Raw genomic sequence first — 13,276 nt, 5'->3', positions numbered from 1 at the left:
CGAGCAGCTCGGTTCGAATCGGGGTCGAATTAGAGCGGTTTCCTCTGACTGCCTCCGGTCGCCTCTGCGACCCGACCTAGCAGGTCACAGCCGATACTGCCCACGAAAGCGCAGGTCAGAAAGGTGCGTCAGGAATACCCGGCGTACAGCCCGACTCGTCTGCCGCCTTCCTGAGGTCACGGCCCCGCGCCCCGCCCGCCGCCCACCCGGCGTCGCTCTCAGTAGTGGTAGCGGGCCTTGAGGATCTTGACTTCCTTCTCGTCCACGCGGTACACGAGCCGGTGCTCGTCGTCGATCCGGCGTGACCAGTAGCCGGACAGGTCGCCCTTCAGAGGCTCCGGCTTGCCGATGCCGGTGAAGGGCGCGCGCTGGATCTCGGCGATCAGCCGGGTGATCCTGCGGGCCATTGCGCGGTCCGAGCTGAGCCAGAACAGGAAGTCCTCCCATCCGGCCGGGTCGAAGTGGACGCTTCTCACCCGTCACCCGCCAGCTCTTCCAGCTCGGCCATGGTCCTGGTGATCACAGCCTCGCCGGACCGGTCCCGTGCGATGGCCTCCATGAGGCTGCGCGCGTTGGCGGGAGAACGCAACAGGTAGACGGTCTCCTGCCAGGAGTCGTAGTCCTCGGCGGACATCAGTACCGCGTCGCCGTTCTTGGAGCTGATGCGGACGGGGGTGTGGTCGTCGTTGACGCGTTTGATGAGCGGGAAGAGATCCTTGCGGGCCTCGCTGGCGCTTATGGTCATCTGCGGCACCCTCTCCTGGCGGTACTGGAAAATGGTACTGCAATGGTACGACTTTCTCGTACGAGATGCGGGGTGCGGGGTCTTCGGGAGTGCCGTCCCGCGGACCTGGGCGGGGGTTTCGCCGGGGGCGCCGTGGCTCTCAGGACACCGCCTTCTCCTGGTACTGCCCCAAGTACTTGAACGCGCCCCCCGTCGCCCGGTACAGGAACATCGCGTCGTGGTTGTAGCCGTAGCCCTGTTCGTATTTCACCGTTCTGGTGATGCCGGTGTACGTCACCTCGAGCATCCGGCGGGCTATCGCGCCGCGTTCCGTGATCGGAGTGCCGTTCCTGGTGCAGGCCTCGGCCAGGAACATCGCGGCGTCGTAGGCCTCCGCCGCGTACCAGCCGGGGGCGGTGCCGTAGCGGGCGCGGTAGGCCTTGGTGAAGGCGCGGGCCGCGGGGCGGGCCGTCGGGTCTGTGAAGGCGGTGGCGAAGACCCAGTCGTTCCCGGCGGCGCCGGCCGTGGTGAGGAACTCCGGGGCGAAGGCGCGTTCCGTCGCCAGGCGGGTGCCGGTGAAGCGGGCGGTCCGCAGGGCGGAGGCGAAGCCGGCCGCACGGGCCGCGTCGCCGCCGAAGAGGACCGCGTCCGCGCGGGCGGACATCACCTGGGCGGCCAGCGACGCGTAGTCGATCTTTCCGGCGGGCACGCTCACCACCGTGACGTCGCGGTCGTCCTGGCTCAGGGCCTTCCTGGTCTGGTCGCACAGGTTCCAGGAGAAGTCCTTCTGCGCCCGGTCGTCCACCAGGAAGGCCCTGCGGGCGTCGACGTGGTTGCTGAGGTAGCTCGTACAGGGGGCTGCCAGGAGCCCGTCCGCGACACGCAGCGCCGCATGGCAGTGGAAGACGTTCTCGTCCAGCACCGAACTCTCGGTGTCGGCGCCCACCGAGACGGACACCACGGGCATCACCGCCGTGGTGTAAGCGACCTTGGTCGCGACGAAGCAGGCGTCGGTGGTGGGTCCCAGCACGGCGAGGACGTCGGCGTCCTTCGTCAGCCGGCCGGCCAGCGCCGCGGCCCGTCCGGTGTCACCGCCGTCGTCGTATGTCCGCAGCTTCAGCCGTACGGGGCGGTCGCTGTCGGCGTTGATCCGGTCGACGGCCATGCGGACCCCGTTGAGCTGGGCGTTGCCGCCCGCCTTCCGGGCGCCGGTCAGATCGCCTTGGAACGCCACGACCAGTTCGGTGCGCGGACGGCGGGTCCCGGACGGCCCGGACGCTCCCGGTTTCGAACGGGTGCTCCACCACCAGGCCCCGCCGCCGCCCGCCGCGAGCACCCCGGCCGTCGTACCGAGGCGCAGGAAGCCGCGGCGGTCCATGCCGTGCGGGGTGGGCCGGGTGGCCGATGCGGCCGTCAGCGTCGCGGCCTCGGACGACACCGTGCTCGCCGACGCCGACGCCGACGCCGACGCGACCGCCGACGCCGGTGCGGCGGGCGCCTGGGTCGGCTCGATCGCGCCGATGGCGAGCACGGCCGCGGACCGGGTGTTGATCAGCCGGGTGACCTGCGGGGGCAGCCAGTCGGACCCTCCGGCGGAACCGGGTTCCGGGCCCTCCGGGCCTTCCGGGCCTTCCCCGAGTCCCCCGAGTCCCCTGGATCTGCCGAGTTCCCCGAGTGCCCCGAGTTCCTCGCGGACGCGGGTCAGGCTCGGGCGGCCGGGCGGGTCCTTGTGCAGGCAGGCCCTCAGCAGGGGAGCCAGGCCGTCCGGGAGCGCCGCCGGGTCGGGCTCCTCGTAGACCGTGCGCAGCAGCATGCCCGCCGCCCCGCCGCCGCCGAACGGCCGCACCCCGGTCCCGGCGTACGCCAGCACGCAGCCCAGGGAGAACACATCGCTCGGCGGGCCGATCTCGCCGCCCCGGGCCCGTGCCTGCTCGGGGGAGAGGAAGCCGGGCGACCCGACGATCACGCCGCTGGAGGTCAGCGCCGTGGCCTCCGGGGCACGGGCGATACCGAAGTCGATGAGCCGCGGCCCGTCCGGGGCCAGCAGGACGTTGCCCGGCTTCACGTCGCGGTGCACCAGACCGGCGCCGTGCACCGCGTCGAGCGCCTCGGCGAGCCGCGTCCCCAGCACCCGCACGGAAGCGAGCGACAGCGGCCCGAAGGTGTCCACCGCCTCGGCCAGCGAGGGCCCCGGCACGTACGAGGTCGCCAGCCACGGTGTCTCCGCGTCGGCGTCCGCGTCCAGCAGCGGCACCACCCAACGGCTGTCCACCTGCCGGGCGGCCTTGACCTCACGGCGGAAACGGGCCCGGAAACCGCTCTCCTCGGCGTACGAGGAACGGACCGTCTTCACCGCGGCGATCGCTCCGCCCGGCGCCCGGGCCAGGAAGACCACGCCCATGCCGCCCGCGCCCAGCCGGCGCAGCAGACGGTAGCGGCCGATCCGGGACGGGTCGCCGGTGCGCAACGGCTCCATCAGACGGTGATCGGCGCGGGGCCGCCGTACACGAAGTCGCCCTGCTCGACCCGCCAGAGGAAGCCGCCGGTGCCGTCGATGGCCATCATGCCGTTCTCGTCGAAGGCGAACGCCTTGGTGATGCCCTGGTACTTGCCGGCCCGCACGGCCTCGAGCAGGTTCCCCCGGGTGCGGCTCTTCGACGGCAGTCCCGAGAGGGCCTTCAGCAGCATGGCGGTCACGTCGTAGGCCTCCGCCGCGTACCGGGGCGGCGGCTCCTTGAAACGCTCGCGGTAGGCGGCGGCGAACTTCTTCGCCTCGGGCTTGACGGTGGCGTCGATGACCGGTGCCACCAGCACCCAGCCCTCGGCCGCCTCCTGAGCCTTCGTCAGGAACCGTCCGTCGAGCAGCGCCGGGCCGGACACCCGCGCACCCTGGAAGGCGCGTGCGCGCAACGTGGCGGCGATCAGCGCGCCCCGGTCGGGCAGGCCGGCGAAGAAGACGGAGTCGGCGCCGGCGGACAGCACCGTGTCCACCGCGCCGCCGAAGTCACGGCGCATCGCGCTGACCACTTCGGGGACGGACGGGTGTCCGACGCTGTGGAGCGTGTTGCTGAGGGAACTGCTGAGGTCCGTCCCGTAGTTACCGGCCGGGCGGTCGACGACGATGCCGACCTTGCGCGAACGCGCGGTGCCGCGCAGGTAGTTGCTGACGTAGAAGGACAGCACCGCGTCGGGCAGCCGGGCGTGCAGGAAGGAGCGGAAGCCCTGGATGGAGAGGGCGGTCGTGCCGGTGGAGACGGCGACGACCGGCAACAGCCCCGCGTCGTACTGCGCGAGCGAGGCCTGCCCGGTGGCGTCGGTGGTCGGGCCGACCACGGCGATCACCGTCGGATCGTCCGTGAGCTCCGCGGCGAGCCGGGTCGAGACCGCCGGATCGCCCCCGTCGTCGACCGCCCTGACCTTCACGGTGAACGGGGCGTCCCGGCGCGCGTTGAACTCCGCGACGGCCAGCCGCAGTCCGCGCTCCTGGGCCCTGCCCGTCTCCCGCTGCGGGCCGCTCAGGTCGCCGTGCAGGGCGACGGTGTGCACCGGGCGCCGAGCGGACGCGGCGGCGGCAGGGCTGCGGCCTCCCGCGTCGTCGTCCCGGGTGCCCGCCCACCACGCCCCGCCCCCGCCCGCCGCCAGTGCCACGGCCCCGCCGGCGAGCAGCAGGAAACGGCGCCGGCCGGCCGGACGGGCGTCCCGCGGCTCCGGTGACCCGCTCGTCTCGCGCGTATCGGGTTCTGTCGGCCCGCTCGTCCCGCGCGTATCGGCTTCCGCCGGGCCGGGTTCCGCCGGGCCGGGACCGGGCGGTGCGTCGGACGGCGCCAGCGTGTGCTCGATGTCCGGCAGCGCCAGCGCGGCGGCTGAGCGCTCGGCGATCAGCCGGGTGACCGGCTCGGGAAGCCAGTCGGGCGTCTCACCGGCTGCCTCACCGGCCGTCTCACCTGCCGCTTCTGCGCCCGTCCCTGCGCCTGCGCCTGCGCCCCCGCCCGTCCCTCCGCCCGTCTCAAGGTGCCGCCGTCCGTCCCGCGGAGCGCCCTCCGGAGCCAGCTCCCGTACCAGCTCCTCGGCCGCGGGCCGCCGGGACGGATCCTTCTCCAGGCAGCGGCCCAGCACCCCGACGAGTCCCGCGGGCACGCCTTCGAGGTCCGCCGGATCGTGCACGGCCCGGTACAGCAGGGCGTCGACCGCTCCGGCGCCGAAGGGTGCCCGGCCGGTCGCCGCGAACGCCAGGACGCACCCGAGGGAGAACACGTCGCTCGCCGGGCCGATACCGTCCCCGCCGCGCCCCTCGGCCTGCTCGGGCGACAGATAGCCGGGCGTGCCGACCACCATCCCGGTCGCCGTGAGCGTCCGGTCCTCGGGCGCCCGGGCGATGCCGAAGTCGATGAGCCGCGGCCCGTCATGGGCGATCAGCACATTGCCCGGCTTCAGGTCCCGGTGCACCAGCCCGGCCCGGTGGACCTCGCCCAGCGCCTCCGCCAGCCGGGCGCCGAGCAGCCGCAGCCCGCGCTCGCTGAGAGGCCCGTACGCCGCCACCGCCTCGCCCAGGGAGGGACCGGGGACGAACGCGGTCGCCAGCCACGGTGGGTCGGCGTCCGGGTCGGCGTCCACCAGCGGTACCACCCAGGGGCTGCCGACCCGCCGGGCCACCTCGACCTCGCGGCGGAACCGCTCCTTGAAGCCGGGCTCCTCGGCGTACTCGGTGAGCAGCACCTTCAGGGCTACCAGGGCGCCGCCCGGCGTGCGCGCCAGGTACACCACGCCCATGCCTCCGGCGCCGAGCCGGCCGAGCAGGCGGTGGTCCGCGACACGGGCGGGATCGGACGAACGCAGCGGCTCCATCAGCGGTTTCCTCCGAGTTCGAATTCCACGCTGTTGAGCATCGTGACGTTGGCGTTCGACGCGAACTGGTCCAGCTGGGCTTTGGTGTACCCCTGGGCGCCCTTGATCGACACCGCCAGGGTCACCGTGCCGAGCCGGGTGACGTACCAGCGGTAGGTCTGCGTGCTGCTCCCGGTGAGGTACGAACCCATCTCGACGACCTGGTCGTCTGCGTAGGTGTTGCGGCCCTGGCCGTACGGAATGGCGGCCGACATGAGTTCGGTGATCCGCTCGTCGCTGCGTACCTGTTGTTCCCGGCAGCGCAGCGGCTCCTCCAGGGTGTCGGCGAGCCGTTCGTCGGCGTCGCGGGCCGTGGCGTGCACCGTGACGGCGGCCATCACCTTCAGCTCGCCCTTGCCCGCGCCTGCGGGGATCTCGCTGTAGCGGGACAGGGAGGCCAGGACGCCCTGCGGGAGTCCCTGCCGTACCCAGCGGCACTGTGCGTCGAGCACGGCGGCGGTGCCCGGGGTGCTCTCGGCCGGCCGCTGGGCCCGGAAGTCCGGCCCCCACCCCTCCGGTCGCAGCGCGACGGTCGCCGCCAGTGCCTCGGCCTGTGGACGTGTCCTGGGCACCCGAGCGGGGTCCGCCTCGAACGGCGTCAGCGCGGACGCGCCACCGGCCGACGGTGACGCCGAGGGAGCGCCGGACGCGGTCCCGGCCGCCGCGCCCGAGGACGTCGTGGGGCTCGGCTCGGCCGCCTTGTCGTCGCCCCCGGAACCGCAGCCGCCGAGTATGAGCGCGGCCCCCGTCACCGCGGCCGTCACCCGCCATGGCCGAACAGCCCTGCGTCCAACGGCGTTGCCGTCCATCCCCGCCCCCTCCGCCGGCGAGCCCCCGCTCGCGTGGGTGATCGTACAGAGGGACGTGGGGCGCGGGCGGACGGTTCTGCGAACACGGGACGGCCGCGGTCAGCGGGCGCCGGCCCCGCCCTCGCCCGCACGCCCCACCGACCGCTCCGCCACCCGCGCCAGATGTCCGGCGAACACGCTCCCCGCCTCCGGGGTGAGCGTGCGCAGTGCCACCAGCGCCGTGATGGCCACGTCGCACAGTTCACCCTGCACGTCCTCCCACGTGTGGGTGACGCCCTTTCGGGGATTCTGGCCGGTCGCGCCGATGACCGCCTGCGCGACCTCGCCGACCTCCTCCGACAGCTTCAGCACGCGCAGCAGCAGGCCCTCGCGGCCGCCGTGCGCCACGTCGGCGTCCAGCCAGCCCCACAGGGCGTCGACGGTGGTCCAGAGATCGGCGGAACCCGCGGATCCGGCCGGCCGGTTCGATTCGGTGGGTCCGGTGGGTCCGGCGAGCCCGGTGGGTCCGGTCGGTTCGGTCCCGGTGGATGCGGTGGGCCCGGTGGCACGGGGCTGAATGTCCATCAGCGAAGCCTGCCAGGCAACGTCCGCCCCCGGGACCGTCCCCGGGGACCGCCCCCGGACCGCGTCCGGCAGCGGCACCCGGCACCCGGTATCCGGCACCGGCACTCGTTATCCGCACCCCGCACCCCGCACCCCGCACCCCGCATCCGGTATCCGCACCCGGTATCCGGCACATGCCTCCGCCCCTCCGGCACCCGCCTCCCCCCCCCGGGAGGGCTACTCCTCGAAGAGCGCCTCCTGCTCGCCCTCCTCCTGCCTGCGCAGGCGCTTGTTGCGCATGCCGATGACCACCGTCGTGACCGCCGCCGTCACGCCGAGCGCCGCCGGGACCATCCAGCGGCGGTCGACCGTGTGGCCCAGGACGTGGTCGAGGGAGAGGCGGCCCGGGCCGGTGATGGCCAGGCCCGCGGCGGCCAGCCCGAGGGAGGCGGCGTGCTCGTAGCCGCCGTTCTGCGCGAAGAAGCCGTTGGGGACGTGCACCGCGGACGCGCCCGCCATCGCGCCGGCCGCCGCCGCGCCCGCCGCCGGGGTGGCGAGGCCCAGCGCGAGCAGCGTGCCGCCGCCGGCCTCCGCCAGGCCCGCCGCCGTGGCACTCGCCTTGCCGGGGGCGTAGCCGACGGACTCCATGAACTGGCCGGTCCCTTCCAGGCCGTGCCCGCCGAACCAGCCGAACAGCTTCTGCGCGCCATGGGCGGCCAGGACTCCGCCGGTGCCGAGCCGGAGCAGCAGCAGTCCCAGATCACGACGGTCGTAACAGGTCACGATGACTCCCTGAGCAGAGAACGGCGGTTTCCGGAGAACGGGAAAGGAGGCGGGACGGGAAACAGAGGCAGAAACAGGAGAGGGACCGGAACCTGAACCGGAGCCGGAACCTGAACCTGAACCGGAGCCGGAACAACCCCTTCCGCGTTTCCACCGTCGCACCACTCACACCCGTCCGGCCCGTCCTGGGCGCCGTTCGGGTGGCGGGGTCCGGAGCGCGGTGTGAGGGTGACCGGTATGGCGATCCAGATCGACAGACTCAGCGACCCGGCCGTGCGGGCCTTCGTCGCCGCCGTCAACGCCCATGACGAGGAGGCCTTCCGCGGCCTGCTCACCCCCGACGCGACCATGGCGGACGACGGCTCCGACCGTGACCTCGCCGAGTGGGCCGACCGGGAGATCTTCTCCTCCCGCGGCCACATGGACGTCACCAAGGAATCGGACGGCGGGCGCTCGCTCATCGCCGACTACCGCAACGACACCTGGGGCGAGATGCGCACCCGGTGGAGCTTCGTGGTCGAGGACGACGGCCGGATCTCCCGTTTCGAGACCGGTCAGGCCTGAGACCCGCCCCCCCGAGAGGGAGAACGGCGAAGGGCCGTTCACCGCCGGGCAGGCGGTCAACGGCCCCTCGGGAGCTGCGGTGGTTCACCAGGAACGGGCGGTCGCCTGTTCCGTCAGGGTGAGCCGGCCCGCCTTGATGGTGGCCAGGCGCGGGGCCCGGCGGGCGATCGACGAGTCGTGGGTGACCATGATGAAGGTCAGCCCGTACTCGTGCCACAGCCCTTCGAGGACCTCCATGATCTCGTCGCGCATGCCCTCGTCGAGGTTGCCGGTGGGCTCGTCGGCGAGCAGCACCTTCGGCTTCTTGACCAGCGCGCGGGCGATCGCGACGCGCTGCTGCTGGCCGCCGGAGAGCTCCGCCGGGGCGTGCGTGAGGCGCTCGCCCAGGCCGACCGAGCGCAGGGCCTCGGCCGCGCGCTCGCGCCGCTCCGCGGGCTTCACCCCGAGCGGGACGAGCGCCGTCTCGACGTTCTCCTGCGCGGTCAGCGTCGGGATGAGGTTGAACGACTGGAAGATGATGCCGATCTTCTCGGCGCGCAGTCGGGTCAGCTTCGCCTCGCTGATCCGCGCGAGGTCGACGCCGTCCAGCTCGACGCTGCCCTCGGACGGGCGGTCGAGGCCGCCGATCATCTGGAGCAGGGTCGACTTGCCGCCGCCCGTGGGGCCCTGGATGACGAGCTGGTCGCCGTCCGCGATCGTGAGGTCGATGCCGCGCAGCGCCTCGACCGTCTCCTTGCCGCGCGTGTAGCGCTTGGTGACGCCGGTGAGGTTGTACATGGGTTCTCCGGGTTCTCCGTGTTCTCCGTGAGGAAGGTGACGACTGGTCGGGGCGCGGTCTAGGAGACGCTGCGCAGGGCGTCCGCCGGGCGCATCCGGGAGGCGCGCCAGCCGCCCATCGCGCCGGCGATCAGACCGCCGGCGACCGCGAGGCCGACCGCGAGCGCGATCGTGGTGACGGAGACGGGGGCCGAGAGGGCGATCTCCATCGTGTTCGCGGCGGACTGCTGACCGGGACCGCCGCCGCCGGGGCCGCCGCCCATGCCGCCACCGCCACCGCCGCCGGTGCTGCCCAGCTCCGCGGTCAGCTTCGGGCTGATCGCGGTGACCGTGTACGCGGCCGCCAGGCCCAGGCCGATGCCGAGGGCGCCGCCGAGGAGGCCGTTGACCATGGACTCGCCGACGACCTGACGGGTCACCCGGCGGCTCGGCCAGCCGAGCGCCTTCAGGGTGCCGAACTCGCGCACCCGGCGGGACACGGCCGAGGAGGTGAGCAGCGCGGCCACCAGGAAGGCGGCGACGAGGACGGCGATCGACAGCCACTTGCCGACGCTGGTCGCCAGGTTCGAGGCGGTGGAGAGAGAACCGGAGACGGTCTCCGCGAGGTCGGCGGAGGTCGTCACGGTCGTGCCGGAGATGTTCTTCTGGATCGTCGCCTTGACGGTGTCGATCTGCTGGGAGTCGGTCGCCTTGACGTAGATCGTGGTGACCTGGTCCGCCGCGTCGGCGAGGGTCTGCGCCTGCTTCAGCGGCAGGTAGACGTCCGTGGTGGAGTCGCTGCTGTCCGGGGTGGCGATCCCGATGACCTTGTACTTGGTGCTGGAGATCGTCAGCGTCGAGCCGACCTTGTACGAGTTCTCCTTGGCGTACGACTTGCTGACGACGGCGACCTTGGCGTTGCCCTGCGCCGACGTGAACGTCACGCCCGAGGAGATCTTCGAGGTAGCCAGCGGGCCGAGGTCCTGGTCGGTGACGTCGACACCGGCCACGGAGTACGAGTTGACGTCGAAGGAGGCACCGCCGCCCTGCACCTGCGGGGCTGCGGTGGAGCCGCCACCGGGGCCGCCCTGGCCGCCGTTGCCGCCGCTTCCGCCGGTGGAGCTCTGGGCCTTGCCCTGGGTGAAGGAGCCGTCGACCTTGGTGACGTTCAGGGTGAGGGCGCCGACCGCGGCCGACACGCCCTTCTGGTCGGCGACCTGCGTGACGAGCGCCGCCTTCAGGACCTGGCCGCCCTGCGTCGACACCCGGTCCGAGCTCTGCTCGGAGTCGTCGTCGTCCTCGCCCTTCGCGTCGAACTCGAATCTGGGGCCACCGGAACTGTTGGCCGAGGGCGCCGTGCGGGCCTTGGTGACGGTCATGTCGGTGCCGAGGCCGTACAGCGACTGAAGGACCTTGTCCTGAGCCTGTGTCATGCCGGCCGACACCGAGTTGACGGTGATGACCAGCGCGATTCCGAGCGCCAGACCCAGTGCGATGACCAGGGCGGCCTTCTTGCGCCGGCCCAGTTCACGCTTGAGATAGATGCCAAACATCCCGTTCCCTAAGGTTCTTGGCGCCCGCTGTGGGCGCGGCCACAACCTAGGGAGAAACCTTTGAGTCGTCCTGAGCAAAGGATGTGTAAGAACTGAGAATGCGAAGGCCGGGATCAGAATTCCTTGAGACAGCTGATTCCTAGGCTGCGGAGGGGCTTTTCCCAGGTGGCGGCGGTTGGCTGGGGATTTCCTTTTTCTTCGAACCCCCTAGTACGGTCCCGCAGTGCACGCCTTCTCGCGCCCGTTCCCGGGCTCGTCCCCGCGCCCGTTCCCGGGCTCGTCCCCGCGCCCGTCCCGGCGCTCCCTGCTGGCCCTCGCGGCCACCGCGCCCCTGACCGTCGCGCCGCTCGCCGCGACACCGGCCGCGGCCGCGTCCGACGTGGTGGTCGGCGGCGCGCGGCTCGTCGCCGACGGCGTCCAGGTGGACGGCGGCGGCGCCCTGCCGAGGAAGCTCACCGCCCGGGCCTGGCTGCTCGCCGACCAGGACAGCGGTGAGGTGCTCGCCGCCTACCGGGCGCATCTGCGGGTCGCGCCCGCCTCCACGCTGAAGATGCTGTTCGCGGACACCCTGCTGGGCCGGTTCGAGCGCACCGAGCGCTATGCGGTGACCGAAGCGGACCTGGCCGGCATCCCGTCCGGCTCCAGCCTCGTCGGCGTCCGGGCCGGGGTCACGTACACCGTCGAGCAGTTGTGGCAGGGCGTGTTCCTGCGCTCGGGCAACGACGCCGTGCAGGTGCTCGCCCGGATGAACGGCGGGGTCGCGAAGACGGTCGCCGAGATGCAGGCGCGAGCGGTCGACCTCCAGGCGCTGGACACCCGGGTCGTCAGCCCCGACGGCTACGACCACGACGGCCAGCTGTCCTCCGCGTACGACCTCGCCCTGTTCGCCCGGCACGGTCTGCGCGACGCCGACTTCCGCGCCTACTGCGGCACCAGGGCCGCCCGGTTCCCGGCCGGGAACGGGAAGACGTTCCGGATCGAGAACACCGACCGGCTGTTGTCGGGCACCTACGGGGTGACGCCGTACCCGGGCCTGATCGGTGTGAAGAACGGCTTCACCAGCAACGCCGGCAACACCTTCACCGGCGCCGCGACCCGCGCGGGCCGCACTCTCGTCGTCACCGTGCTGCATCCGAAGAGCGGCCACAACGCCGTCTACGAGGAGACGGCCGCGCTGCTCGACTGGGGCTTCGTGCAGGGGAGTTCGGCGCGGGCGGTGGGCACGCTGGTCGAGGCGTTGAGCGAGGGCGGGACCAGGGCGGCCGGGTCGTCGGCGGGGAAGACGCCGCATGCCGGGGCGCAGGCCTCGTCGGCGGAGGGCGGCGGCCCGGACGGCTGGGGCGTGCTCGGCGGGGCCGCGGGAGCGGTGGCGCTGCTGACGGGCGGGACCTACGCGCTGCGCCGGCGTCGGCGCCGTACCGGTGAGGCGCCGCCCGCGAGTTGACACCCGCGCATCGACGCCCGCGAGTCGACATCCGCTGGGTGACGTAGGTGAGGTGGCGCGTGACGCCCGCGGGCCGACGTTGCGACAGCCGTCCCACGGCGCCGGTGCGTACCTCGCGGTCCCAGCGAGGTCCACCCCCACCCGGTGCCGTGGGACGGCTGTCCCTCCCCCTCGGTGTGGCTTGCGGTAGTCCGTACGGAACTGTGGTGCTTCAAGTGTGAAGTTCTCGTGGAGAAGAGTTGAGCATAAGTCCGCCATCGGCCGCAATGGTACGGACGGAGAAACTCCGCTTGTGCAGGTTGAGGAGTTGACTACCTGGGGGCGGGCCGCGCCGCCCCCAGGTAGTCCCGCCGCCGGCCCCGGCGCGCTCCCTCAGCCCCGTCCGACGTACGGCATCGCCGTCGCCAGCACCGTCGCGAACTGCACGTTCGCCTCCAGCGGCAGTTCCGCCATGTGCCGCACCGTGCGGGCCACGTCGGCCACGTCCATCACCGGCTCCGGCGCGGTCTCGCCGTTCGCCTGGAGCGCTCCCGTCCGCATCCGCGCCGTCATGTCGGTGGCCGCGTTGCCGATGTCGATCTGCCCGACCGCGATGCCGTAGGCCCGGCCGTCCAGCGAGAGGGACTTCGTCAGTCCGGTCAGGGCGTGCTTGGTCGCCGTGTAGGGCGCCGACAGCGGGCGGGGTGTGTGCGCCGAGACGGACCCGTTGTTGATGATCCGGCCGCCCTGCGGATCCTGCTCCTTCATCTGCCGGTACGCCCCCTGCGCGCACAGGAACGCCCCGTTGAGGTTGGTGTCCACCACGTGCCGCCAGGCGTCGTAGGGGAGTTCCTCGAAGGGCACGCCGCCGGGGCCGAACGTGCCCGCGTTGTTGAACAGCAGGTCCAGCCGCCCGAAGCGGTCCCGCACGGCGTCGAAGAGGGCCGCCACGTTCTGCGGATTCGAGACGTCCGTCCGTACGACGAGACCCGTGCTTCCGGGGGCCAGTGCGGCGGTCGCCTCCAGGGTCTCGGCGTGCCGGCCGGCCAGCGCCACCGACCAGCCCGCGCGCAGCAGTTCCACGGACACCGCCCGTCCGATACCGGAACCGGCACCGGTGACGATCGCGATCTTCGGTGGCCCGGAGGTGAGGTTCGCATCCATGGCCCCGCAGCGTACGTGAGCCCCGCCGCCGGGACCCGGCAGCGGACCCGGCATGCGGAACGCACGCGTCCGA

Annotated in this window: 12 protein-coding genes; 2 read left to right on the top strand and 10 right to left on the bottom strand. The window is 72.6% G+C overall.

Annotated elements, in window-relative coordinates:
* Window positions 1-218: 218 nt before the first annotated feature.
* From AOQ37_RS27050 to AOQ37_RS27020, 7 genes are all read right to left on the bottom strand, one after another.
* Window positions 219-476, bottom strand: a complete 258-nt coding sequence (locus AOQ37_RS27050) for a Txe/YoeB family addiction module toxin (protein ID WP_062647778.1) — start codon at window positions 474-476, stop codon at window positions 219-221.
* Window positions 473-745: a type II toxin-antitoxin system Phd/YefM family antitoxin gene (locus AOQ37_RS27045; RefSeq protein WP_062647777.1), complete on the bottom strand. Its 273-nt coding sequence runs from the start codon at window positions 743-745 to the stop codon at window positions 473-475. The genes AOQ37_RS27050 and AOQ37_RS27045 overlap by 4 nt, the downstream gene beginning before the upstream one ends.
* 139 nt (window positions 746-884) lie before the next feature.
* A complete protein-coding gene (locus AOQ37_RS27040; protein WP_063781182.1) occupies window positions 885-3,200 on the bottom strand; it encodes a bifunctional serine/threonine-protein kinase/ABC transporter substrate-binding protein in 2,316 nt (771 codons plus the stop codon).
* On the bottom strand, window positions 3,200-5,569 hold the full coding sequence (locus AOQ37_RS27035; RefSeq protein WP_062647773.1) for a bifunctional serine/threonine-protein kinase/ABC transporter substrate-binding protein: 2,370 nt from the start codon (window positions 5,567-5,569) through the stop codon (window positions 3,200-3,202). Before AOQ37_RS27035 ends, AOQ37_RS27040 begins: the two co-directional genes overlap by 1 nt.
* The gene (locus tag AOQ37_RS27030) at window positions 5,569-6,417 is read right to left on the bottom strand and encodes a hypothetical protein (RefSeq protein WP_234437009.1); all 849 of its coding nucleotides are present in this window, start codon (window positions 6,415-6,417) and stop codon (window positions 5,569-5,571) included. The genes AOQ37_RS27035 and AOQ37_RS27030 overlap by 1 nt, the downstream gene beginning before the upstream one ends.
* A 99-nt stretch (window positions 6,418-6,516) precedes the next feature.
* Window positions 6,517-6,828: a MazG-like family protein gene (locus AOQ37_RS27025; protein ID WP_062647883.1), complete on the bottom strand. Its 312-nt coding sequence runs from the start codon at window positions 6,826-6,828 to the stop codon at window positions 6,517-6,519.
* Window positions 6,829-7,197: 369 nt separating this feature from the next.
* Window positions 7,198-7,743: a DoxX family membrane protein gene (locus tag AOQ37_RS27020; protein ID WP_062647769.1), complete on the bottom strand. Its 546-nt coding sequence runs from the start codon at window positions 7,741-7,743 to the stop codon at window positions 7,198-7,200.
* Between the two features lie 237 nt (window positions 7,744-7,980).
* Here AOQ37_RS27020 and AOQ37_RS27015 point away from each other — a divergent pair, with 237 nt between their 5' ends.
* Window positions 7,981-8,307, top strand: coding sequence for a hypothetical protein (locus tag AOQ37_RS27015; protein WP_062647767.1), 327 nt, complete (start codon window positions 7,981-7,983; stop codon window positions 8,305-8,307).
* An 84-nt stretch (window positions 8,308-8,391) separates the two neighbouring features.
* Here the strand turns inward: AOQ37_RS27015 and AOQ37_RS27010 are convergent, their stop codons facing one another.
* Together AOQ37_RS27010 and AOQ37_RS27005 are read right to left on the bottom strand one after the other, a co-directional pair.
* Window positions 8,392-9,084: an ABC transporter ATP-binding protein gene (locus AOQ37_RS27010; protein WP_062647765.1), complete on the bottom strand. Its 693-nt coding sequence runs from the start codon at window positions 9,082-9,084 to the stop codon at window positions 8,392-8,394.
* A 59-nt stretch (window positions 9,085-9,143) separates the two neighbouring features.
* Window positions 9,144-10,616, bottom strand: a complete 1,473-nt coding sequence (locus tag AOQ37_RS27005; RefSeq protein ID WP_062647763.1) for an ABC transporter permease — start codon at window positions 10,614-10,616, stop codon at window positions 9,144-9,146.
* Window positions 10,617-10,839: 223 nt separating this feature from the next.
* On the opposite strand from AOQ37_RS27005, the gene AOQ37_RS27000 reads away from it, so the two are divergent.
* Window positions 10,840-12,060: a D-alanyl-D-alanine carboxypeptidase family protein gene (locus AOQ37_RS27000; protein WP_078890368.1), complete on the top strand. Its 1,221-nt coding sequence runs from the start codon at window positions 10,840-10,842 to the stop codon at window positions 12,058-12,060.
* Between the two features lie 372 nt (window positions 12,061-12,432).
* Here the strand turns inward: AOQ37_RS27000 and AOQ37_RS26995 are convergent, their stop codons facing one another.
* Complete coding sequence (locus tag AOQ37_RS26995) at window positions 12,433-13,203, bottom strand: SDR family oxidoreductase (RefSeq protein WP_062647760.1); 771 nt, start codon at window positions 13,201-13,203, stop codon at window positions 12,433-12,435.
* Window positions 13,204-13,276: the final 73 nt, after the last annotated feature.

Source organism: Streptomyces maremycinicus, assembly GCF_001184025.1.
GTDB lineage: Bacteria > Actinomycetota > Actinomycetes > Streptomycetales > Streptomycetaceae > Streptomyces > Streptomyces maremycinicus.
Note: the sequence above shows the minus strand (reverse complement) of the source record. Positions and strands in the feature narration are given on the sequence as shown.

Coding starts and splice junctions, on each gene's coding strand:
- AOQ37_RS27040 (WP_063781182.1), bottom strand. CDS start 3,200: ATGGAGCCGTTGCGCACCGGCGACCCGTCCCGGATCGGCCGCTACCGT.
- AOQ37_RS27005 (WP_062647763.1), bottom strand. CDS start 10,616: ATGTTTGGCATCTATCTCAAGCGTGAACTGGGCCGGCGCAAGAAGGCC.
- AOQ37_RS27010 (WP_062647765.1), bottom strand. CDS start 9,084: ATGTACAACCTCACCGGCGTCACCAAGCGCTACACGCGCGGCAAGGAG.
- AOQ37_RS27045 (WP_062647777.1), bottom strand. CDS start 745: ATGACCATAAGCGCCAGCGAGGCCCGCAAGGATCTCTTCCCGCTCATC.
- AOQ37_RS26995 (WP_062647760.1), bottom strand. CDS start 13,203: ATGGATGCGAACCTCACCTCCGGGCCACCGAAGATCGCGATCGTCACC.
- AOQ37_RS27030 (WP_234437009.1), bottom strand. CDS start 6,417: ATGGACGGCAACGCCGTTGGACGCAGGGCTGTTCGGCCATGGCGGGTG.
- AOQ37_RS27015 (WP_062647767.1), top strand. CDS start 7,981: ATGGCGATCCAGATCGACAGACTCAGCGACCCGGCCGTGCGGGCCTTC.
- AOQ37_RS27035 (WP_062647773.1), bottom strand. CDS start 5,569: ATGGAGCCGCTGCGTTCGTCCGATCCCGCCCGTGTCGCGGACCACCGC.